Raw genomic sequence first — 21263 nt, forward strand, 5'->3', positions numbered from 1 at the left:
CAGAGCAACGAAGCGATCCGGACCGATCTGGCGCTTGGGGGTCACCGACATTACACCGGATTAAGGGATGCTCTTTCCCTTAGGTCGGACGCTGCGAGTGGTGGAGTATGTCGGCGTGTCAACGAACGGAGGGGTTCGTGATGGCCGGCCTTCCACCGATCGACGACGTTGAAAGCTCCCCAGGCCACGGCTTTGTGGAGCGCCTCGCGGTCTCGTTCATCTCCGCCGGAATAGCGGGCTTCCCCGCGGTGAAGGTCAACGGCTTCGCCTTCCTGATCGGCACCGAGAACGCCGACACCCTCATCGGCGGCGACGGGCCGGACGTCATCGAGGGCCTTGGCGGGAACGACAGCGCCTTCGGCGGCATCGGCGACGACCTCGTGTCCGGCGGGCGCGGCAACGATTACCTCGCCGGCGACGGACCGGTCGCCTTCGACGACCCCGCCTTCCCGCCCGCCGGCGACGACACCGTCATCGGCGGCGACGGCGACGACGCGATGTTCGGCGACGCCGACTTCTACGCCGGCCACTTGCGCGACGCGGCCGGGAGCAACCTGCTGTTCGGCGGTGCCGGGAACGACAGCATCACCGCCGGCTACGGCGCCGACACGGTGTTCGGCGGAGGCGGCGACGATTCCATCCGGGGACACGGCTCGTCGGTGCCGTCCGGCAGCGGCGGCGTCATCGCGCGCGAGAGCGATTTTGGCGACTCCCTTTTCGGCGGGAGCGGCGACGACACCATCGACGGCGCCGGCGGCCGCGACGCGATCCACGGCGGATCGGGCGACGATTCGCTGATCGGCGGCGTCGGCAACGACACGCTGGCGGGGGGCGCGGGAGCGGACAGCTTCGTCTTCGCCGCTCCGCCCCTGGGCACGCCGTTCGACACCGGCCAGGGCTCCGGCAACCGCGACGTGGTGCTCGATTTCCGAACCGGCGAGGACCTTCTCGACCTCCGCGGCTACCGCTCCCGCGCCATAGAGTGGGACTACGAGGAAGAGAGCGACGCGACGATCGTGTTCATCTCCGGCTTCGGCACGTCCGCGCCGGGTGGGGAGATCGAGCTGCGCGGCGTGCGGAATCTCACCGCGGATGACATCCTCTTCTGATGGCCGCCGGCGGCCGGCCGGGGCGGCGTTGCGCGCCGGCATGCGGGCTGGGAAGCAGGCACTCTCGCCGGCGGATCGGACCGGCCGCGCCGGCGGAGCTTGGCTAGGCCCCTCCGGCGCGGCGGCGCTTGCCTCGTCCGGGCGGCGGCCCATAGTGCGGCGGGACGAGCGAAGGAGCGCCGCCGCATGTCCGCAGCCCTGCAAGCGAACGAACCGCCGCCGCCGGTCCTGCGCGGCGGCGAAGGCGCGGTGGCCGTCCTCACGCTGGACCGGCCGGCCTCGCGCAACAGCCTCTCGCGCGCGATGCTGGCGGCGCTGTCCAACGAGCTGGCCGCCATAGCGGCCGACGACGGGGTGCGCGCGGTGGTGCTCGCCGCCAACGGCCCCGCCTTCTCCGCCGGCCACGACCTGAAGGAGCTGACCGCCCACCGCGCCGACCCGGACGGCGGCGAGGCGTTCTTCCGCGAGTGCATGGCCGCCTGCGCCGCGGTGATGCAGGCCGTGGCCGGGCTGCCGCAGCCGGTGGTGGCGGCGGTGGAGGGGATCGCCACCGCCGCCGGCTGCCAGCTCGTCGCCACCTGTGACCTCGCCGTCGCGGGCGACACGGCCAAATTCGCCACCCCGGGCGTGGACATCGGGCTGTTCTGCTCGACGCCGGCGGTGGCGCTGTCGCGCGCCGTGGCGCGCAAGCCGGCGATGGAGATGCTGCTGCTCGGCGAGATGGTGCCGGCGGAGGAGGCGCGCCGCATCGGCCTGGTGAACCGCGTCGTCCCGGCCGGGCAGGCGTTCGCGGCGGCGATGGACCTCGCCCAGCGGATCGCCTCGCGCTCGGCCGTCGCCGTGCGGATGGGCAAGCGCGCCTTCAACCGGCAGCTCGGCCTGCCGCTGCCCGACGCCTACGAGGCCGCGGGCGCGGTCATGGTGGAGAACCTGCTCGCCGAGGACGCGGCGGAGGGCATCGGCGCCTTCATCGGCAAGCGGCAGCCGGTCTGGCGCCACCGTTGAGGGCAAGGCCATGGATTTCGACACCGGCTTGGAGCGCTGCCCCGCCAACCACCAGCCGCTGACGCCGCTGCTGTTCCTGGAGCGCGCCGGCGCGGTGTTCCCGGACCACACGGCCGTCGTCCACGGCGCGCTGCGCCGGAGCTACCGCGAGCTGCGCGACCGCTGCCGCCGCCTCGCTTCCGCGCTGGCGGAGCGCGGGATCGGGCGCGGCGACGTGGTGGCGGCGCTGCTGCCGAACATCCCGGAGATGGTGGAGGCGCACTACGGCGTGCCCATGGCCGGCGCCGTGCTGAACACCATCAACACGCGGCTGGATGCCGACACCATCGCTTACATCCTCGGCCACGGCGAGGCCAAGGCGGTGATCGTGGACCGCGAGTTCGCGCCTTTGCTGCGCGCCGCGCTCGCCATCGCCGGGGTCTCGCCCCTGCTAGTGGAGGTGGACGACCCGGAAGCGCCCGAGGCGGCCCGCGCCGACACGCTCGGCGGGCTCGGGTACGAGGCGCTTCTGGCGGAAGGCGACCCGGGGTTCGCGTGGGAGATGCCGCGCGACGAATGGGACGCGATCACCCTCAATTACACCTCCGGCACCACCGGGCGGCCGAAGGGCGTGGTCTACCACCACCGCGGCGCTCAGCTCCTGGCGACGGGCAACGTGCTGTCGGCCGGCATGGGGCGGCACCCCGTCTATCTCTGGACGCTGCCGATGTTCCACTGCAACGGCTGGTGCTTCCCCTGGACGGTCTGCGCCGTCGCCGGCACCCACGTCTGCCTGCGCGCCGTGCGCGGCGAGGCGATGTGGCGCCTGATGGCCGAGCACGGCGTTTCCCACATGTGCGGCGCGCCGGTGGTGATGGCGGCCCTGCTCGACACCCCGGAGGAGCAGAAGCGCGCCCTGCCCAGGCAGGTGCAGTTCGTCGTCGCCGGCGCCCCGCCGCCGGAGGCCGTGCTGGCGCGGATGCGCGAGGCGGGCTTCAACGTGCTGCACGTCTACGGCCTGACCGAGTGCTACGGCCCCGCCGTGGTGAACGAGTGGCACGCCGAATGGGACGCCCTGCCCCCGCCCGAGCAGGCGAAGCTCATGGCCCGCCAGGGCGTGCGCTACCTCGCGCTGGAGGACCTGCAAGTGATGGACCCCGCCGCCATGGCGCCGGTGCCGGCCGATGGCGTCGCCATGGGCGAGGTGATGATGCGCGGCAACGTGGTGATGAAGGGCTACCTCAAGGACCGCGAGGCGACGGAGAAGGCGTTCGCCGGCGGCTGGTTCCGCACCGGCGACCTCGCGGTGCGCTACCCGGACGGCTACGTGCAGCTCCGCGACCGCTCCAAGGACATCATCATCTCGGGCGGAGAGAACATCAGCAGCATCGAGGTGGAGGACCGCCTCTACCGCCACCCCGCCGTGGCGATGGCCGCTGTGGTGGCGAAGCCCGACGACAAGTGGGGCGAGGTGCCCTGCGCCTTCGTGGAGCTGAAGCCCGGCGCCAGCGCCACGGAGGCCGAGCTGATCGCCTTCTGCCGCGAGGGCCTGGCCGGCTTCAAGGCGCCGAAGCAGGTGGTTTTCACCGAGTTGCCGCGCACCTCGACCGGCAAGATCCAGAAGCACGTGCTGCGGACGCGGATCCGTCCGGGCTGAGCGCAAGGGCGCAACATCCAGGAGGCGCGCCCGGGCCGCCCGTGCGATGCGTACGCGTCCGCGAGGAGACCCCTATGCGCGCCATCCTCCGCGCCTCCCTGCTCGCTGTTCTCTTGCCGGCGGTCGCGCCGGAAGCGCGCGAGCGCCCCACGCAGCAACCGCGAGCGATCCCTGTGCCGGTGCCGAAGACGGCCAAGGAGCGGCTGGGCGGCAAGGGCACGGACGAGCAGCGCGTGGACGACTGCAAGGTGCCGCCCGAGCGCCGCACCCGCCCGCGCCCGATGGCCTGCCCTTGGGAGTTCGGGAGCTGAAGGCGCGCCGGCGTCGGCGCGCGGCCCGTGGAACAGAGCCGGCGAGCAGGCGTTCGGTCCCCTCGCGGGCGCGGCGGTTCGCCGCGCCGCCAAGGGAGACGCCGCAGCATGATCCGAGTCCTTGCGCTTGCGTTGGGGACGGCGCTGGCCGGCGCCACGGCGACCGCGCCGTGGTCGTCCGCATTGGCGCAGAACCGGCCCGAAGCCCAGGCCCCTGCGCGGGGCGGCACGGAGCTGTCGCCCTCCGAACGCCGGCTCCCGCAGGAGCGGCGGCCGGGCCTGATGCGGGCCTTGGACCTCGACCGCAACGGCGCGCTGAGCCTCGCCGAAGCCAAGAGCGCCGCGGCCAAGCGCTACGACGACCTGAACCCCGATCTCGACGACGCGCTCGACCGGGAGGAGGCCCGCCGTCGTTCGCTGGCGCCGGCCACGTTCCGCGCCGCCGATGCCGACCGCAACGGCGCGGTCAGCAAGGCCGAGTGGCTGGCGCTGGTGGAGCGCCGCTTCGGGGCCGCGGACCCGGACCGCGACGGCTCGCTCAGCAGGGCCGAGCTGCGGTCCGAGAAAGGCAAGGCGGCGGCGCGCTTCCTGCGCTAGCGGCCTGAGTCGGGGGGCGGCCGCCGGAAGCGGGCGGCGTCCGCCGCGGTCATCCCCTGGCGACGGTGCATTCGATCTGGCCGTGCGGCTCGTCGGTCGGCAGAAACACCTGGTTCCCGTTGGCCAGGCCGAACCGTGACAAGTCGACGAGGAGGTAATGCTTGTTCGGGCAGGCGAGGTCGACCTCTTCGATCTCGGGCACCGCTTCGAGCGCCGCCGTCGCCATGCGGTACAGGCTGTCCTGGACGCTGTGGCTGTAGGTGCCGGCGAAGACCTCCAGCATGGCGCCGAGGATCGCGGCGTTCGCCGCCGCGTGGCCGCCCGCCGGCGCCGACCGCCAGCGCCAGGCGGCCTCCATGCTCGTGGCGCACACCCGGTCGCGCGTTTCGGGGATGGTCGTGTAAGGGTCCTTGGCGAAATCGGCCCAACCGGAGCCGGTGGACTTGAGGAAGGTGAAGCCCGACACGCCGGAGCGGAGGGCGGTGCGTCCGTCGCGGACCGCCACGGCCTCGGCGAAGGGCTTGCCGTTGCCGTCGAGGACGAACGCGTGCGGGTGCGGCGCGCCTCCGACGCCCATCCGCGTCCACCTGGTTTCGTGCGCGGTGACAGCCGCCGAGGCGACCTGGCCGTAGAGGCCGAGCAGGCGTTCGGCCAAGGCCGCGCAGAACGGTTCCGTGTCCAACGCGAGGTTCTCGCAGGCCACGACGTTGACCACGTTGCGGATGGTGTCGGTGGACACCGAGGTGGAGTTGTCGGCGTCGGTGAAGGAGCGGCCGAAATCGCCCGTGACCATCGCCTTGACCGTGAGCTCGCGGACCTCGTGGCGGTCGCCGTCGTGGTGGAGCCGCATCACGCGGACGCGGGCCTTGCCGTGGGTGTTGCGGGTGAGCGTCGCCATGCGGCGGTTCCTCCTCCAATAGGGCGCGTTCGGACGTGCTCGGCCGCGGCGGCCGTCGCGGAAGCCTCGCTCCGGGCGCGTTCGGCGCCGCCCACGCCGTTGAAGGAGGCGTCGGGCAGCGCGGACGCGATGGCGGCGAGCAGGATGCCGGAATCGAGGTGCGGCCGGCATGGTCGGGCTCCCGGTGCGTGGGCGTTGGGCAATGTCCGTGGTCGAGACCGCGGCTTCCATGCCGTGCCGGAAAAACCTCGTTGCGCCAAGTGGCGGGGCGATCCAAACCGTCCCGCCATGTCCGAACCCGCCATGAAACGCCGCCTCCCGCCGGGCGCCGCCGCACCGCCCGGTGCCGTTCGGCACCGCCCGCCCGCCGCTTCCGCGGAGACGCTCGTGGAGCGGGCGTACCGCACCCTGGAGGAGGAGATCGTCACGCTCGCCCTGGCGCCCGGCGAGGTGGTGAGCGAGGCGCTGCTGTCCGAACGCCTCTGCATCGGCCGCACGCCGGTCCGCGAGGCGCTGCAACGCCTCGCGCGCGAGCGGCTGGTCCGCATCCTGCCGCGCCGCGGCATCGTCGTGGCCGGCGTGGACGTGCGCGAGCAGTTGCGGCTGCTGGAGGTTCGGCGGGAGGTCGAGCGCCTCCTGGCGCGCGCGGCGGCCCGCCGCGCCGACGCCGGCCAGCGCGGGCGTTTGCGCGCCGTCGCCGACGGTATGGACCGCGCCGCCGCCAACAGCGACGAAACGGCCTTCCTGCGCCTGGACCGCGAGTTGAACCTGCTGGTGATCGAGGCGGCCCGCAACGAGTTCGCCGCCGCGGCCATGGCGCTGATGCACGGCCTGTCGCGCCGCTTCTGGTTCATCCACTGGCGCCAGAGCGCGGACCTGCCCGAAGCGGCGCGGGTCCACGCCGCCCTCGCCCGCGCCATAGCGGAAGGGGAGCCGGAATCGGCGGCCGCCGCCTCCGACCGGCTGCTCGACTACATCCAGGCGTTCACGGAGGCGACCGCGAGCGCCGGGGCCTGAAAACGCCTCTGCCGCTCCCTTGCGGGCCGGCCATCCGGCTGATATATCAGCCAATGAAAGCTCGGCCAGGGAGGTCGCCATGGAACTCGCCGCTACCGACATGACGGACCGCCAACGGCGGTACCGCGCCAGCTACCGGGAGCGCGTCGCGGGCTGGTACAACGGCTGGCTGCACGTGTTCATCATCTACGCGATCGGCTTCACCGCGCTCTACGTGTACCTGTCGAACCTGTCGGCGGTGACGCCGCTCGAATGGCTGACGGTGCCGCTCACCTTCCTGTTCTGCAACTTCTTCGAGTGGTGGATTCATCGCTACGTGATGCACCGGCCGTCGAAGAACCCGGTGTTCCGTGCGATCTACAACCGGCACACGCTGATGCACCACCAGTTCTTCACGGACCAGGAGATGCGCTTCGCCGGCCACCACGATTGGCGGGTGACGTTCTTCCCGCCCTACGCGCTGGCGACCTTCACCTTGATGTCCATCCCGGCCGCCATCGCTCTCGGTTGGCTGCTGTCACCCAACGTCGGCTGGCTGTTCATCGCCACCACGACCTCGGTCTATCTGATCTACGAGTTCATGCACTTCTGCTGCCACGTCGAGGACAACGCGTTCGTGCGCCGCATGCCGTTCGTGAACACGATCCGGCGGCACCATGCGGCGCACCACAACCAGTCCATCATGATGGAGCGGAACATGAACCTGACGTTCCCGATCATGGACTGGCTGTTCGGCACCTCCGACCTGAAGCGCGGCCTGCTCGGGCACCTGTTCAACGGCTACGACAGCCGGCACGTGCGCACGGACATGCGCAAGACGTCGCGCACGCCGGGGAAGATCGGCGACCGCGCAATACAAGCGGCCGAGTGAGGCGCCGCCGGCGTGGACTCGATCGAGCCGAACCTGGTGCCGCTCCTGTGGTTCGCGCTGTGCTGCACCGTCGCCTGCGTGGCGTTTCTGGTGCTCGCCGGCGCGTTCCCCTTGTCTAGCCGGCCCGACCTCGCCGGCAGCCCGGTCGGCGCCGCGCTGGCGCTCGGGAACGCGCTTCTGCTGGTCGTCCTCGTCGCGGGCACCGCTTGGTACGGCCTGAGCCACTTGCGCTGGACCAGCCTCGTCATCGCGGGCGGGTCGGTGTTCCTGTTCGCGCCGGGGCTGTTCCACCTTTGGCCGGAGCGCTGGCGCGACGGACGCGCGGGCTTGGCCGTCCTCTCCTGCATGCTCGGGGGTTCGATCGCCGCGCTTCGGGCCGTCGCCGGGGTGTTCCCGACGCCGGCGTGACCGCGTTCGAGGGAGGTTGAACGATGCCGTTCCCGGTGAAGCTCGGGCTCTCGGTGGTGGTGACGCTGGTCATCATCGCGGCCTTCTTCCACCAGCGCGCCCTGGGCCATGAAGGACCGCAATGGGCGCTCCTCTTCCTGGCGCCCTTCATGCTCGTGGCGCTGTGGATCTTCCCGGAGGTGACGCGGAAGCCCGTGGACGGCGCCCCGGCGGCCGGCGACACGCGCCCGAAAGGCACGTGAGCGGCCGCCGTGGGAAAGACCTACACCGGCGACCGGACCATGGACGGCATCCAGGTTTCGGTTGATGGCCGGCCGCTGGACCCACGCTACGACCTCCGCCGCTTCACCGACGGCGGCTTCGAGTGGAGCTACGAAGGCCCGGAGCCGGAGCAACTCGCCTTCGCCCTGCTGGTGGACCACCTCGGCGACTCCGCCCGGGCGGACGCGCTGCGCGGGCGCTTCATGCGCGAGGTCGTCGCCAACTTCGACAACGAATGGGAGATGACCTCGGCCGACATCGAGCGCGCGCTGGAAGGCTTCGGCACGTCAGTCGGCTGAACCGCTTCGAAGGGGGATGGCGGACCCGAGGCGAACGTCCGGCCTTCGCCTCCGGGGAGCAGGGCTGACCTCTTTTCCCGCACTTTTCGACTGCACCAGAACCATCCCGGCAGCGGCTTGGGTGAAGGTCACGGCTTGGGGCTGCCGGCACGACCTCTTCCGGTGACACGCGGTGCCGGTTGCCGCCGGGGTGGCGGCGCCTTCGTTTGCGCGAGCAACGCCTGCCGCAAAGGATGGACGGCCGCACGAGCGATGTGGTTAGTTCGGCCCATGGTGCAGCGCAGCATAGGCGGCTCGACCGATGGGTGAACCCGTGCGGTCCGAGGGCCGTCCGGCAACGCTCGACCCGGCTTGCGATCCCCGCCCGTCGCCGCCGCGCCTCTCCACTCCGCCGCCGCGGCCCGAACCGCCGCCAGCGCCGCAGGCCGACGATCCCATGCGCGGGGTCCCGCTGATCCTCGCGGCCGTGACCATCTTCTCGGTGTCGGACGCGCTGGCGAAGCACCTGGGGCAGTTCCTGCCGCCGGTCGAGGTCGCTTGGATGCGCTACGCGGCCTTCCTGACGCTGACGCTCGCCCCGGTCCTGCGCGGCGGCCCGGCCGCTCTGCGCACCAGGGCGCCGGCGCTGCAGGTCCTGCGCGGGCTCGCGCTGGTCGGTTCGGCGCTGTCCTTCATCGTGGCGCTCCGGTTCTTGCCCCTCGCCGAGGCCACCGCCATCAACTTTGTCTCGCCGATCTTCATCACCGCCTTGTCCATCCCGATCCTCGGCGAGGTGGTGGGCGTGCGGCGCTGGGCGGCGGTCGCGGTCGGGCTCGCCGGCGTGCTGATCGTCGTGCGCCCGGGCGGCGCCAGCGGCTCCGGGGCCGAGGTCCTGCTCCCCGTCCTCACGGCGGCGAGCTGGGCCTTGGCCGTCGTCGTGACGCGCAAGATGGCGGGCGCCGACCGGCCAGCGACGACGCTGTTCTGGTCGGCCGCCGTCGGCTTCGCGGTGCTCAGCGCGCTGCTGCCGTTCGATTTCGTCGTGCCGTCCGCCGTCCAGGTCGGTCTTGGCCTGCTCCTGGGCCTCATCTCCTCGGCCGGGCAGTGGCTCATCGTGTTGGCCTACCGGCACGCGGCGGCATCGGTGCTGGCCCCCTTCTCGTACTTCCAGCTCGTGTCGTCCGCCCTGCTCGGGTTCCTGGCCTTCGGCGCCGTGCCCGACCGCTGGGCGCTGGTCGGGGCGGGTGTGATCGCGGCGAGCGGCCTCTACACCGCCCACCGCGAGCGGGTGCGCGCGAAGGAGCGCGCCGCCCTCGGCCCGTGACGCGCCGCGGTCAGAACCGGATCGTCAGCGCCGGGACGTAGCTCACGGCGAGCAGCAGGGCCACCGCCACCGCGAAGAACGGCCAGAGCGCCCGCGTGGTCTCCGCCATCGTGCTGCCGGCGATGGTGGTGGAGATGAACAGCGTGGTGCCCACCGGCGGCGTGTAGAGGCCGATGCCCAGGTTGATCACCATCACCAGCCCCAGTTGCAGCGTGTCCATCCCGATCTGCTGCGCCAAGGGCACGAAGATGGGCGCGAGCAGCAGGATGGCGGGCGCGAGGTCGAGCGGGCCGCCGATCGCCAGCATGATGAGGTTCATCGCCAGGATCACCAGCCAGGGCTCGCGCAGGGTGGTCGAGACCCACTCGGCGAAGCGCTGCGGCACCTGGTCGTAGGTGAGTATCCAGCTCGCCGCCGCGCTGCCCATGATGACCATCATGACGATGCCGGTGGCCACGCCCGCGTCGATCATCGCCTTGCGGAAGCGGCCCCAGGACAGGTCGCGGTAGATCAGCAGGCTGGCCGCCAACGCGTAGAGCACCGCCATCACCGCGATCTCGGTCGGCGTGGCGAGGCCGAAGCGGAGCGCGACCAGGATCAGCGGCGGCAGGACCAGCGCCGGGATGGCCAGGACCGCGAGGCGCGCCAAGCGGCGCCCGTCGAACGGCGGCGCCTCCGAGCCGATGCGCAAGCGCCGGCCCTCCCACCAGCAAACGCCGACGAAGCCGGCCGCCATGAGGATTCCGGGCAGCACGCCGGCCATGAACAGGTCGCCAATGGAGACGCCGCTGACCACCGCGTAGAGGATCATCGGGATCGAGGGCGGGATCAGGATGTCGATCACCGCCGAGGTCGCGTTGTTCGCCGCGCACAGGCCCGCCGGGTAGCCCTGGCGCTTCTGCCAGGGGATCAGCACCGAGCCGAGGGCGCTGGCGTTGGCCACCGCGCTGCCGGACACGCCGCCGAACACCACCGACCCGACCACGGTGGTGGAGAGCGCCCCGCCGCGCAGCCGCTGCATGATCTCGCCGGAGAAGCGCAGCAGCTCCCCGCCCAGCTTGCCCTCCATGATCAGCGTGCCGGCCAGGATGAAGAAGGGCAGCGCCAGCATCGGAAAGGATTGCGTCTGCCCGAACATCTGCTGCGCCACGAGCAGCAGGGGCATTTGCCCGTCCCAGAGCAGCGCGACGCCGGAGGCGATGACCAACGCGTGCGCCACCGGTATGACGGCCACCATGAGCGCGACGAAGGCGACGATGAGGGCGAGGCTCATGTCGGCATCTCCTCGGGGTTGGGCTGCGGCATGGCTTCCGGGCCGATCAGCACGAGACGGACCGCGTTGGTGAGGGTGCCGAGGGCGAGCAGCACGCAGCCGGCGGCGATGGCCCAGTAGCCGTAGCTCCCCGGCAGGCCGAGGGCGGGGCTGCGCTCGATGGAGACGATGTCGGCCACCACCAGCGCCTGCCAGCACAGCACGGCGTAGGCCAGGACGACCAGCGCGTGCCCGGCGAGCAGCACGGAGCGTTTGCCCTCGCGCCCGAGCCGCCCCAGCAGCCATTCCACCGCGACGTGGCCCCCGTGCTGCACCGCAAGCGCCACCCCGGCCATGATGAACCAGGGGAAGACCTGCTGCGGCACCTCTTCGGCCCAGTCGAAACCGCCGGTCGCCAGGACGTAGCGCGCCACCACGTTGGCCGTGAGCACGCCCATCAGGGCGGTGCCGGTCAGCAGGAGGACGCCTTGGCAGAGCAGGGCCACGGCACGGTCCGCGGCGTCGGCGGCGGTCAGCAGGCCGCCCCGCTTCCGCCCGTTGGCGGGCCTGGCCTCGGCGGCGTGCGGGGGGGGCCGGCACGGTGTGGAACGGGCGGTCCGCCGCCATGTCACGCCCCGGCCGTCGCCGCGGCGCGGAGCCGCTTGACGAAGTCGCCGAAAGGCCGGGCCTCCCACTTCTCGTAGACCGAGGCGGTGGCGGTGCGGAACGGCGCTTGGTCCACCTCGTTCACCGAGACCGCTTGGTTGGCGCGGAACTCGCCCAGGAGCTTGGCGTCGATCTCCTGCGACAGGGCGCGTTGGTGCGCCTCGGCCTCCTTCGCCGCCTCCTGCACGAGGCGCTTGTCCTCCGGGCGCAGCCGGCCCCAAGCGATCCGCGAGGCCAGGAACGGATTGCACTCCCACTTGTGGCCGGTGAGCGAGATGAACCTGTTCACCTCGAAGAGCTTGGCGGAGTGGATGTTGGCGAGCGGGTTCTCCTGCCCGTCCACCACGCCCTGCTGCAAGGCGACGTACAGCTCGTTGAAGTTGAGCTGCTGCGTCGCCGCGCCGAGCGCCTGGAAGATGTCGATGGTGGTCGGGTCGGGCGGCGTGCGGATCTTCAGGCCGCGCAGGTCCTCCGGCCGGTTGATCGGGCGCTTGCTGTTCGTGGTGTGGCGAATGCCGTTGTCCCACCAGCCGAGCGCGGTCAAGCCGACCTTCTCGAAACGCTGCGCCAGCTCCTCCCCGATCGGGCCGTCCACGACCCTGTAGGCGGAGGCGGCGCGGGGGAACAGGAAGGGCAGGCCGAGCGCCGCGAGTTCGGGCAGCACGGCGGAGGAGGCGCCCTGGCTGTTCACCGACATGTCGAGCGTGCCGGTGCGGAGCGCGGTGAGCATCGCCGCGTCGTCGCCGAGCTGGGCCGAGCCGGCGACGCGCATCTCGATGCGGCCGTTGCTCTTTTCCTTGAGCTGCGCCGCCATGCGCTCGGCGGCGACGGCGCGCGGGTTGCCCGGCGCGGCCCCGTGGCCGAGCGTGAGGCGCACCTGCCCCTGCGCGCGGAGCGCGGCGGGGGCGGCGAGCGCGCCGGCCGCGCCGAGCAGCGCCGCGCGGCGAGTGGTCTCGAAGGTCTTTGCCATTGTTTCCTCCCGGGGATTCTTGGTGGCCGCTAGGGCGGCGCTACAGCCAACTCTTGATGCTCCGCGCCATCGCTTCGGCCGAGATGCCGTATCGGTCGTGCAGCGTCGGGAGCGCGCCGGCGTCGAGGAACTCGTCCGGCAGCGCCACTTGGCGGAACGCCGCGGGCGCCACGCCGGCGCGCAGCAGCGTCCCGGCCACGGCCTCGCCCAGGCCGCCGATGACGGAGTGGTTCTCGGCCACGACCACCATGCGGCCGGCGCGGCGCGCTTCGCGGAGGATCGCCTCCTCGTCCAGCGGCTTGATCGTCGGCGAGTGGAGCACGGCGAGGCTGACGCGGTCCGCTTCGAGCAGCTTCGCCGCCTCCAGCGCCCGCATGGTCATGAAGCCGGACGAGATGACCAGCGCGTCCATCCCGTCCCGGACCAGCTTCGCCTTGCCCAGCTCGAAGCGGTAATCGTACTCGTCCAGCACCAGCGGCACGTTGCCGCGCAGCAGGCGCATGTAGACCGGCCCGTCGTGCGCCGCGATGGCCGGCGTGGCCTGCTCGATGTCCAGCGCGTCGCAGGGGTCCACGATCGTTAGGTCCGGCATCCCGCGGAAAATCGCCACGTCCTCCGTCGCCTGGTGGCTCGGGCCGTAGCCCGTGGTCAGGCCCGGCAGGGCGCAGCAGATCTTGACGTTCAGCCCTTCCTCGACGATTCCCTGGCTGATGAAGTCGTAGGTCCTGCGGGAGGCGAACACGGCGTATGTGGTGACGAAGGGCACGAAGCCCTCGTGCGCCATCCCGCCGGCCGCCAGCATCAGGTTCTGCTCGGCCATGCCCATCTGGTAGTGGCGGTCGGGGAACGCCCGGCCGAAGATGTGCAGGTCCGTGTACTTGCCGAGGTCCGCCGTCATGCCGACGATCTCGGGCCGGTTCTTCGCCGCCTCCACCAGCGCGTGCCCGAAGGGCGCCGGCTTGGTGCGCTGCCCCTCCGACGCGAGCGACGCGATCATCGCCGAGGTGGTCAGCCGCTTCTTCGGGGTTTGCCCGGGCAACTGGCCGCCCTCGCCCCCCTGCTCGCCGGGCGTCGGGGCCTGCGCGCCCGGCGGCGGCCGCTTCATCCGCTTCATGCCTGCCTCCCCGCGTCGAGCGCTTCGAGCGCCTGCGCCCATTCGTGCTGTTCCACCCGGATGAAGTGCGATTTCTCGCGCGCTTCGAGGAACGGCACGCCCTTGGCCATCCTGGTGTCGCAGATGATGATACGCGGCTTGGGCTCCTCCAGCGCGCGCGCCGCGTCGAACGCCTTCACCAGCGCGCCGATGTCGTTGCCGTCCACCCGCTGCGCGTACCAGCCGAAGGCTTCCCACTTCGCGGGGAGCGGTTCGAAGTTGAGCACGTCGGGCGAAGGCCCGTCGGCCTGCATCCGGTTCACGTCCACCAGGCAGATCAGGTTGCCCAGCTTCCAGTGCGCGGCCGACGCCGCCGCTTCCCAGGTCGGACCCTCGCCCAGCTCGCCGTCGGACATGAGGTTGTAGACGAATCGGTCGGAGCCCTTCCGCTTCAGCCCCAGGCACATGCCCACGGCGATGCCCAACCCGATGCCGAGCGAGCCGCCGCTGATCTCCATGCCCGGCGTGTAGGCGGCCATGGCCGACATCGGCAGGCGGCTGTCGTCGCTGCCGTAGGTTTCCAGCTCGTCCGCCGGCACGATGCCGGCCTCGATCAGCGCCGCGTAGAGCGCGATGGCGTAGTGGCCGATGGACAGCAGGAAGCGGTCCCGCCCCTCCCACTCCGGGTCCTCGGGCCGGTACCGCAGCGCGTGGAAATAGGACACGGCCAGCACGTCGGCGACGCCGAGCGCCTGCGCGATGTAGCCTTGGCCCTGCACCTCGCCCATGCGGAGCGCGTTGCGCCGGATGCGCCACGCGCGCTCCTCCAGGCTCGGCGCGTTGGCGAGCGTCGTCGTGCGCTCTCCCATGCCGGTCTCCTCCGTTGTTGTTTGTTCGCGCCGCCCGCCCGGGGCGACGGGGCTCAGTGGATGAGCATGCCGCCGTTGACGTCGATCACCGCGCCGGTGACGTAGGACGACAGGTCGGAGGCGAGGAACAGGTAGATGTTCGCCACGTCCTCCGCGTCGCCGAGCCGGTTCAGCGGGATGCCCTTCAGGATCTCCGTCCTCATCTCCGGCGTCAGCTTGCCGCCGGTGATGTCCGTCTGGATAAGGCCCGGGGTGACGCTGTTGACGCGGATGCCGTCCGGCCCCAGCTCCCGCGCCATCGCCTTCGCCAGGCCGAGCACGCCGGCCTTCGCCGCGGAGTAGTGCGGGCCGCCGAAGATGCCGCCGCCGCGCTGCGCCGAGACCGAGGACATGCAGGCGATCGAGCCGCGCTTGCGCCCGCGCATGTGCGGGATGAAGGCTTGGCTGAGGTACAGGACGCCGGTCGTGTTCACGTCCAGCACGCGCCGCCAGTTCTCGGGCGAGATGTCCATGATCTTGAGCGGCTGCGTGATGCCGGCGTTGTTGACGAGGATGTCGACATGGCCGAAGGCCTCGATCGCGCTCTGGGCCGCGCGCTTGCAGCTCTCGAGGTCGGCGACGTCGCAGTGGAGGCCGATGTGCCCGTCGCCGAGCTCCTTCGCCGCGCGCTGCGCCCCCGCTTCGTCCAGGTCGAGGATGCCGACCTTCGCGCCGTGCTTCGCAAAAAGGCGGGCGGTTGCGAGACCTATCCCGCGGGCGCTGGCGGCGCCGGAAATCGCCGCGGTCTTGCCGGCGAGCAGCATGGCTTCGTCTCCTCCTTGGTTTTCGTTTTCTCCGTGCTGTGTCGCGCGCTGCGCCGCCCGCCGGCAAGCGAGAAAATCCTGCCTACCCGTGAATCCGGCTCACCGGTTCAAAGGGTTGGGGGCCCGCCTGGGCCGGTTCCGTCGGGATGCCGAGTTCCGCGGCGATCCACTTGCGGAACGCGACCAGCGGGCGGAGGTGCTGCTTGGCGCGGGGGAAGACCAGCCAATGGCCCGTGTAGAAAACGTCCTCGCACGCCCCTTCCAAGGGCCGCGCCAGCCGCCCCGCGGCCAGTTCGCGCTCCGCCAGCAGCAGGGACTCCAGCGCCACGCCGAGCCCGTCGGCCGCGGCGCTCAGCGACAGGAAGCTCCGGTCGAAGCGCGGGCCGCGCGGCTCCGGCGCGGGCAGGCCGTTGGCCGCGAACCAAGCGGGCCAGCGCACGCGCTTGTTGTCGCTCTCGATCAGGGTGTGGCGCAGCAGGTCGTGCGGCGAACGGATTCCGGCGGCCAGTTCCGGCGCGCAGAGCGGCGTAACCACCTCGGTCCCGAGCGGCAGGACCACCACCCCGCGCTGCGGGGGGCCGCTTTGCAGCTCGGGCGACGGCAGCCCGTAGACGATGTCGGCGTCGAATTCGTCGGCGACGAAGCGCGTGTAGTCCACCCCCGCCGAGATGCGGACCTCCAGGCCGGCGCAGTCCTGCAGCATCCTGCGGAGGCGCGGCGCCAGCCAGTTCGCGGCGAAGGTCGGCGCGGAGTGCAGGCGCAGGAGCTGCGGCCCGCGCGCGGACACGGCGCCGATGCCGAGCCGCAGCTCGCCGAAGGCGCGCTCCACGTGCCCCACCAGCGTCTCGCCGTCCGGCGTCAGGCGGATGGAGCGCCCTTCGCGCAGGAACAGCGCCGAGCCCAGCGAGTCTTCCAGGCTCCGGACGGCGTGGCTCACCGCGCTCGGCGTCAGGCCTAGGTCCTCCGCGGCGGCCCGGAACGAGCCGGTCCGCGCCGCCGCCTCGAAGGCCCTGAGCGCCGAGAGGGGGAGGTGGAGCGGCATGGCCGAATCATGAGCCGCGCTCACCGTCCGGCGCAAATTTCCCGCCTTGTTGCCGCGGCGGCAGCGGGGCAGACACGGCGCCAACCAACGGCCCGGCAAGGGCCGAACCGGAGGAAACCAGCCCCGTGCCCAGCGTCGACCCCCGCCTGATGGCCAACGCGGTCCGCTTCCTGTCCATGGACGCGATCGAGCGCGTCGGGGAGGGGCACCCCGGCACGCCGCTCGGCGCCGCCGACATCACAACCGCCTTGTTCGCGCGGCACCTGAAATTCAACCCGGCCGACCCGCTTTGGTTCGACCGCGACCGCTTCGTGGAGTCGAACGGCCACGGCTCCATGCTGCTCTACGCGCTGCTCCACCTCAGCGGCTACGAGAAGATCACCCTCGACGACATCAAGCGCTTTCGCGAACTGGGCTCGCGCTGCGAGGGCCACCCCGAGTACGACCCGACCTGCGGCATCGAGACCACGACGGGACCGCTGGGCCAGGGCATCGCCAACGCGGCCGGCATGGCGGTCGCCGAGGCTTTCCTGAACCGCCGCCTCGGCCCCGGCATCGTGGACCACCGCACCTGGGCGCTGGTCGGCGACGGCTGCTTGCAGGAGGGCGTCGGGCACGAGGCCATCTCGCTCGCGGGGCACCTGCGCCTCGGGAAGCTTTGCTTCCTGTGGGACGACAACCTCATGACGGACGACGGCGCCATCGAACTGGCGTCGGCCGACGACATGCCCGCCAGGTTCCGCCTCAGCGGCTGGCACGTGCAGGAGGTGGACGGCCACGACATCGAGGCGCTCTCCGCCGCCATGCTGCTCGCCAAAAGCGACCCGCGGCCGTCCATGATCGCCTGCCGGACGGTGATCGGCCGCGGCATCCCCGGCGTCGAGGGCACGCGCGCGGCCCACAGCGCGCGGGTGCTCCGGAACCACACCGAGGCGGCGCGCGAGGCCCTGGGCTGGAACCATCCGGCCTTCGTCGTGCCCGACGACGTGCTGGGGGCTTGGCGCGAGGCGGGCCGGCGCAGCCTGCCCGAGCACGAGGCGTGGCAAGCGCGCGTCGGAGCCCTGCCGGCGGAGAAGCGCCGCGAGCTCGACCGGCTCCGCGAGGGGCGCATGCCTGAAGGCTGGCAGGACTCGCTGCGCGCCTTCGCCCGCCGCGCCGCCGCGGAGCGGCGCGCCGAGTACGGCATCAAGACCTCCGGCGACCTCGTGGACCTCGTCGCCGAGGCGATCCCGGAGCTGGTGTCCGGCGCGCCGGACCTGGAGGGCGCCACGCAGCACAAGCGCCGCATGGGCGCCTTCACCTCGTCCGACCGGGGCGGCCGCTACGTCCACTACGGCATCCGCGAGCACGCCATGGGCGCGATGATGAACGGCATGGCGGCCCACGGCGGCGTGGCGCCTGTCGGCGTGACCTACCTGGTCTTCTCCGACTACATGCGCCCGACGCTGCGCCTGGCGGCGATGATGGGCCTGCCGGTGCGGTTCGTGTTCAGCCACGATTCCATCGGCATCGGCCGCAACGGCCCGACGCACCAGCCGGTGGAGTACCTGGCCTCGCTGCGCGCCATCCCCAACATGCTCGTGCTCCGCCCCGCCGACGCGGTGGAGGCGGCGGAGTGCTGGGAGATCGCGCTGACCAACCGCACCGGCCCGTCCTCCTTGATCTTCGCGCGCCAGCCCTTGGAATCTGTGCGGGGCGAGGCCGGCGCGAACCTCTCGGCGCGCGGCGCCTATGTGTTGGCGGAGGCGGAGGGCGGCGCCCGCCGCGCCACGATCCTCGCCACCGGATCCGAAGTCGCGCTGGCCGTGAAGGCGCGCGCCACGCTGCAAGCCGAAGGCGTGCCCACCGCCGTCGTGTCCATGCCCTCTTGGGAGCTGTTCGAGCGGCAGGACCGGGCTTACCGTGACCAAGTCCTGGGCCGCGGCACCGCCCGCGTCGGCGTGGAGGCGGCGGTGCGGCTGGGTTGGGACCGCTACCTCGGCGAGGACGGCGGCTTCGTCGGCATGTCCGGCTACGGCGCCTCCGGCGCGGAGCAGGAATTGTTCGAGCACTTCTGCATCACGCCGGAGGCCGTGGCGGCCGATGCCCGGAAGCGCCTTTGATCCCGCGGGCTTTGCCAATGGGCCGCGGCAGGCGCGGCGTCGCCGCCGCGACGGCGAGCCCGAGACGGTCGCGCCGGATGGCTCGATCGAGGCTTCGCCGCGGCCCCGGCCCGAGTCAGGCCGTCGCGGGCGGCACCCTCCGCAGCAGCGCCAAGGTCGCCAGCACGGCCAAGCCGGAGAGCGCCGTCGCCAAGCCGAACAGCGCCGGGTAGCCCAGCGCGTCGGCGATCCGTCCCGACAGCAGCGCGCCGGCGAGGTAAACGACGAGCTGGCCGCAAGCGAGCGTCGTGAAGTCCGTGCCCGGCTGCTCATCGGAGCTGACAGCCATGAACAGGCTGTAGAGCGCGACGATCTCCATGTAGCGTATCAGCGTCTGGAAGGCCGCGGCGCCGTAGAGGGGCCACAGCCCGGCGAGCGTCCCCATCGCGTGAAGCGCGAACAGCAGGAAGCACAGGGTCCGCAGCCCGCCGAGCAGCGACAGGGTCGCCGGCAGTCCCGCCCGGCGCACCATCACCGCCGCCACGACGGACCCCGCCAGACCGGCCGCCGCCGCCGAGCCGCCGGAGACGTACCCGATCACGTCGAGCGGCACGCCGGCATCCACGCGCCGCTTGCCGGCCTCCAGGAACTCCTTCGACCAGGCGTAGTACAGGCTCTCGGCGATGCCCTCGCGCCGGCACAGCGCGGCGATGCCGTCCTCGCCGCGCAGGCCCTCCAGCACCACGCGGATCTTGTCCTCGGCCGAGTGCTGCTTGCGCGTGCGGCGGCGGATGTCGCGCACCACCCGCTCGGCGGGCGGCTTGGCGGCTGACGTGGCGGTCGGCTCCCGAGCGGCCGGGGCGGAGGATTTCTGGCTCATCTTCGCTCCATCGGTGGTTACGATGAGCCAGAAATCCTCCGTTCCTCAACCAGCCCCGGCTGTCTCATGAGCCCTGACGCAGGACATCCCAAAGCACCTGACGACGAACAGCTGCGCGGCTTCAACGCCGCCTACAACGCCCGGCGCCAGCGCGTGCTCGACGGCAAGACGCCCGACCAGGTCGTCGCCGAGCGCCTCAGGGCGCGCCGCCGTCTGGCCAAACCCAAGCCGGAGGGCGGCGCCGGAACCGCCCGCGCGGAACGGAACCGGATGCGGCGGGACGCCATCGCCGACGCTCGCCTCGTCGCGGACGCCGCCAAGGACGTCTCACCACCAGACGGCCAGGTCCCGTTCCACCTACCCTTTCGGCCTCGGCACCGCCGCCGCGGGCTGTTCTCCGGCCACCGAAGAGGAAATCGTCGTAGCCGGGCGCGCCGAATTTGAACGCTCCACGCCTCCGCGAGACACCCGCGCATCAGATCGATGTGACGCCGAGCTGCTTGAGCAGGCCTAGGTTGTCGAGCAAGGCCCAGTGCTCGGCGAGCCTGCCGCCGCGGATGTGGAACAGGTCCAGCACCGGGACCTCGACGGCCCGGCCGGTAGGGGCGATGCCGAACAGCTCGCCGCGGTGCGTGCCGCGGATGATGAGCCGCACCAGGACCTTCTCGCCCTCGGCGACCATGTCTTTGATGTCGAGCCGCATGTCGGGGATCGCGGGCAGGAGCGCGTCGGCGAGGTGCTCGACTCCCTGCGGCCCGACGACCTCGAAGGGCAGGCCGGGGTCGTGGCGCCGGAAGTCCGGCTCGATGCGCTCCCTGAACCAAGCCACGTCCTTGGCCAGGAACGCCTTGAAGTAGTCCCGGGCGAGTTGCTTGTTGGCTTCCAGCGGCATCTCGTCTTCCCTTATGCCGCGAGCACTTCGAAGCCGGCCCGCGGGAAGTGGATGTGGACCGCGCCGACCCGCCCGTTCTCGTGCCGGATGACCACCTCCTCGGCGTCGGCCGCCACGAGGGCGCCGCGGATCGGGTCGCGACCCCTGTCGTCGGCACTGACGACGACCTCCTGGCCGGCGCGCAACCCGGACGGGTCTCCGTCGGCCGGCACGCCGGGCGCCTCCGGCTCCGCGGCCTTGGCGATGTCCAGGGCCTCGCCGGCCGGCATCTCGCGGCGGGTGCCGTGGCCCAGCGCCGCCACGCGGTCCATCCAGCCGAGCAGGGGGCCGAGCGGCAGCGCGGCCTCGACCGTCGGGCCGCCGTTCTTCCGGGCGAACCAGATCGTGTGGTACGCGGCGAGGTCGGCGGCCGAGGGCCGGTCGCCGAGCAGGAAGGGGCGCCCGCCTTCGAGCATCTGGGCGAGCCAAGACAGGTGCGCGTGCAGACGTTGCAGGTTGAGCGGGCGTTCCCGGAGCGACGCCTCCTTGCTGAAGTCGTGGTTCATGAAGGTCTTGCGCTCTTCGATGAACTCGGTCGGCAGTTGGTCGCCGATGACGCTCGTCGCCAGCGCCGCGGCCGGCACGAAGGTCGTCCTCTCCACCCAATAGCCGAGCGCGTGGGCGAGGCCGTGACGGCCGCCAGGGTAGAGGCTCGGCTCGGGCCGGCGCCGTTCGATCTCGCGCAGGATCAGGAGCGTATCGCAGTACACGTCGGCGCCGATCTGCATCACCGGCGCCCGCCGGTAGCCGCCCGTGAGCGGCATCAGGTCCGCCTTGGGCATGGCGACCGGCACGTCCACCGCGTGCCACTCCATCCCCTTGAGGCCGAACGCCAAGCGGACCTTCTCGCTGAATGGCGAGAAGTCGTAATGGTGCAGGATGATGGGTTGCGGCATCGCGGGGCCTCCTTGATCGGTCGCATCTGGCCGCCGCCGCGGGCCGCCGCCCGGGGCGGGGGCCG

General features: G+C 71.8%; 23 protein-coding genes and 1 pseudogene. 13 read left to right on the forward strand and 11 right to left on the reverse strand.

Annotated features, from left to right (window positions below; translation table 11 throughout):
• The first annotated feature begins 140 nt into the window (after nucleotides 1-140).
• From ABD067_RS21430 to ABD067_RS21450, 5 genes are all read left to right on the forward strand, one after another.
• Entirely contained in the window at nucleotides 141-1109 is a 969-nt protein-coding gene (locus ABD067_RS21430) for a calcium-binding protein (RefSeq protein WP_343897442.1), read from the forward strand.
• A gap of 186 nt (nucleotides 1110-1295) precedes the next feature.
• Nucleotides 1296-2114, forward strand: a complete 819-nt coding sequence (locus tag ABD067_RS21435) for an enoyl-CoA hydratase (protein ID WP_343897443.1) — start codon at nucleotides 1296-1298, stop codon at nucleotides 2112-2114.
• 10 nt (nucleotides 2115-2124) lie between these two features.
• The gene (locus ABD067_RS21440) at nucleotides 2125-3750 is read left to right on the forward strand and encodes an acyl-CoA synthetase (protein WP_343897444.1); all 1626 of its coding nucleotides are present in this window, start codon (nucleotides 2125-2127) and stop codon (nucleotides 3748-3750) included.
• A 74-nt stretch (nucleotides 3751-3824) separates the two neighbouring features.
• Nucleotides 3825-4061: a hypothetical protein gene (locus ABD067_RS21445; RefSeq protein ID WP_343897445.1), complete on the forward strand. Its 237-nt coding sequence runs from the start codon at nucleotides 3825-3827 to the stop codon at nucleotides 4059-4061.
• Between the two features lie 108 nt (nucleotides 4062-4169).
• A complete protein-coding gene (locus ABD067_RS21450) occupies nucleotides 4170-4658 on the forward strand; it encodes an EF-hand domain-containing protein (protein WP_343897446.1) in 489 nt (162 codons plus the stop codon).
• 49 nt (nucleotides 4659-4707) lie between these two features.
• On the opposite strand, the gene pucL is transcribed toward ABD067_RS21450, so the two are convergent.
• Nucleotides 4708-5556 carry a factor-independent urate hydroxylase gene (gene pucL, locus ABD067_RS21455; RefSeq protein WP_343897447.1) on the reverse strand — a complete coding sequence of 283 codons (849 nt, stop codon included), beginning with the start codon at nucleotides 5554-5556 and terminating at the stop codon, nucleotides 4708-4710.
• Between the two features lie 303 nt (nucleotides 5557-5859).
• Between pucL and ABD067_RS21460 the strand changes: the two genes are divergently transcribed.
• The 6 genes from ABD067_RS21460 (at nucleotide 5860) to ABD067_RS21485 (ending at nucleotide 9715) form a co-directional block, all read left to right on the forward strand.
• Complete coding sequence (locus ABD067_RS21460; protein ID WP_343897448.1) at nucleotides 5860-6573, forward strand: GntR family transcriptional regulator; 714 nt, start codon at nucleotides 5860-5862, stop codon at nucleotides 6571-6573.
• 79 nt (nucleotides 6574-6652) lie between these two features.
• On the forward strand, nucleotides 6653-7444 hold the full coding sequence (locus ABD067_RS21465) for a sterol desaturase family protein (protein WP_343897449.1): 792 nt from the start codon (nucleotides 6653-6655) through the stop codon (nucleotides 7442-7444).
• 12 nt (nucleotides 7445-7456) lie between these two features.
• Entirely contained in the window at nucleotides 7457-7852 is a 396-nt protein-coding gene (locus ABD067_RS21470; protein WP_343897450.1) for a hypothetical protein, read from the forward strand.
• A gap of 23 nt (nucleotides 7853-7875) precedes the next feature.
• A complete protein-coding gene (locus ABD067_RS21475; protein ID WP_343897451.1) occupies nucleotides 7876-8094 on the forward strand; it encodes a hypothetical protein in 219 nt (72 codons plus the stop codon).
• Nucleotides 8095-8103: 9 nt separating this feature from the next.
• Nucleotides 8104-8412, forward strand: a complete 309-nt coding sequence (locus ABD067_RS21480; RefSeq protein ID WP_343897452.1) for a DUF6166 domain-containing protein — start codon at nucleotides 8104-8106, stop codon at nucleotides 8410-8412.
• Nucleotides 8413-8848: 436 nt separating this feature from the next.
• Nucleotides 8849-9715, forward strand: coding sequence for a DMT family transporter (locus ABD067_RS21485; protein WP_343897453.1), 867 nt, complete (start codon nucleotides 8849-8851; stop codon nucleotides 9713-9715).
• 10 nt (nucleotides 9716-9725) lie between these two features.
• Here ABD067_RS21485 and ABD067_RS21490 read toward each other — a convergent pair whose 3' ends face one another.
• The 7 genes from ABD067_RS21490 to ABD067_RS21520 all read right to left on the reverse strand — a co-directional run bounded on the left by ABD067_RS21490 (nucleotide 9726) and on the right by ABD067_RS21520 (nucleotide 16410).
• Entirely contained in the window at nucleotides 9726-10988 is a 1263-nt protein-coding gene (locus ABD067_RS21490; protein ID WP_343897454.1) for a TRAP transporter large permease, read from the reverse strand.
• Complete coding sequence (locus ABD067_RS21495) at nucleotides 10985-11473, reverse strand: TRAP transporter small permease (protein ID WP_343897455.1); 489 nt, start codon at nucleotides 11471-11473, stop codon at nucleotides 10985-10987. Before ABD067_RS21495 ends, ABD067_RS21490 begins: the two co-directional genes overlap by 4 nt.
• A 122-nt stretch (nucleotides 11474-11595) precedes the next feature.
• Nucleotides 11596-12603: a TRAP transporter substrate-binding protein gene (locus ABD067_RS21500; RefSeq protein WP_343897456.1), complete on the reverse strand. Its 1008-nt coding sequence runs from the start codon at nucleotides 12601-12603 to the stop codon at nucleotides 11596-11598.
• Between the two features lie 40 nt (nucleotides 12604-12643).
• Nucleotides 12644-13717, reverse strand: coding sequence for a transketolase family protein (locus ABD067_RS21505; protein WP_343897457.1), 1074 nt, complete (start codon nucleotides 13715-13717; stop codon nucleotides 12644-12646).
• Nucleotides 13714-14565 carry a transketolase gene (locus ABD067_RS21510; protein ID WP_343897458.1) on the reverse strand — a complete coding sequence of 284 codons (852 nt, stop codon included), beginning with the start codon at nucleotides 14563-14565 and terminating at the stop codon, nucleotides 13714-13716. Before ABD067_RS21510 ends, ABD067_RS21505 begins: the two co-directional genes overlap by 4 nt.
• 53 nt (nucleotides 14566-14618) lie before the next feature.
• Nucleotides 14619-15368 carry an SDR family NAD(P)-dependent oxidoreductase gene (locus tag ABD067_RS21515; protein WP_343897459.1) on the reverse strand — a complete coding sequence of 250 codons (750 nt, stop codon included), beginning with the start codon at nucleotides 15366-15368 and terminating at the stop codon, nucleotides 14619-14621.
• A gap of 82 nt (nucleotides 15369-15450) precedes the next feature.
• Entirely contained in the window at nucleotides 15451-16410 is a 960-nt protein-coding gene (locus ABD067_RS21520) for a LysR substrate-binding domain-containing protein (RefSeq protein ID WP_343897460.1), read from the reverse strand.
• Nucleotides 16411-16535: 125 nt separating this feature from the next.
• On the opposite strand from ABD067_RS21520, the gene ABD067_RS21525 reads away from it, so the two are divergent.
• Nucleotides 16536-18512, forward strand: coding sequence for a transketolase family protein (locus ABD067_RS21525; protein WP_343897461.1), 1977 nt, complete (start codon nucleotides 16536-16538; stop codon nucleotides 18510-18512).
• A 601-nt stretch (nucleotides 18513-19113) separates the two neighbouring features.
• On the opposite strand, the pseudogene ABD067_RS21530 reads toward ABD067_RS21525, so the two are convergent.
• Nucleotides 19114-19371: pseudogene (locus ABD067_RS21530) on the reverse strand (transposase); the annotation flags it as partial.
• 66 nt (nucleotides 19372-19437) lie between these two features.
• Between ABD067_RS21530 and ABD067_RS21535 the strand changes: the two are divergent.
• Nucleotides 19438-19815: a hypothetical protein gene (locus ABD067_RS21535; RefSeq protein WP_343897462.1), complete on the forward strand. Its 378-nt coding sequence runs from the start codon at nucleotides 19438-19440 to the stop codon at nucleotides 19813-19815.
• 31 nt (nucleotides 19816-19846) lie between these two features.
• Here ABD067_RS21535 and ABD067_RS21540 read toward each other — a convergent pair whose 3' ends face one another.
• Together ABD067_RS21540 and ABD067_RS21545 are read right to left on the reverse strand one after the other, a co-directional pair.
• Nucleotides 19847-20263, reverse strand: a complete 417-nt coding sequence (locus tag ABD067_RS21540) for an ester cyclase (RefSeq protein WP_343897463.1) — start codon at nucleotides 20261-20263, stop codon at nucleotides 19847-19849.
• 11 nt (nucleotides 20264-20274) lie between these two features.
• On the reverse strand, nucleotides 20275-21198 hold the full coding sequence (locus ABD067_RS21545; RefSeq protein WP_343897464.1) for a glutathione S-transferase family protein: 924 nt from the start codon (nucleotides 21196-21198) through the stop codon (nucleotides 20275-20277).
• Nucleotides 21199-21263: the final 65 nt, after the last annotated feature.

This window comes from Craurococcus roseus, assembly GCF_039523795.1.
Lineage (GTDB): Bacteria > Pseudomonadota > Alphaproteobacteria > Acetobacterales > Acetobacteraceae > Craurococcus > Craurococcus roseus.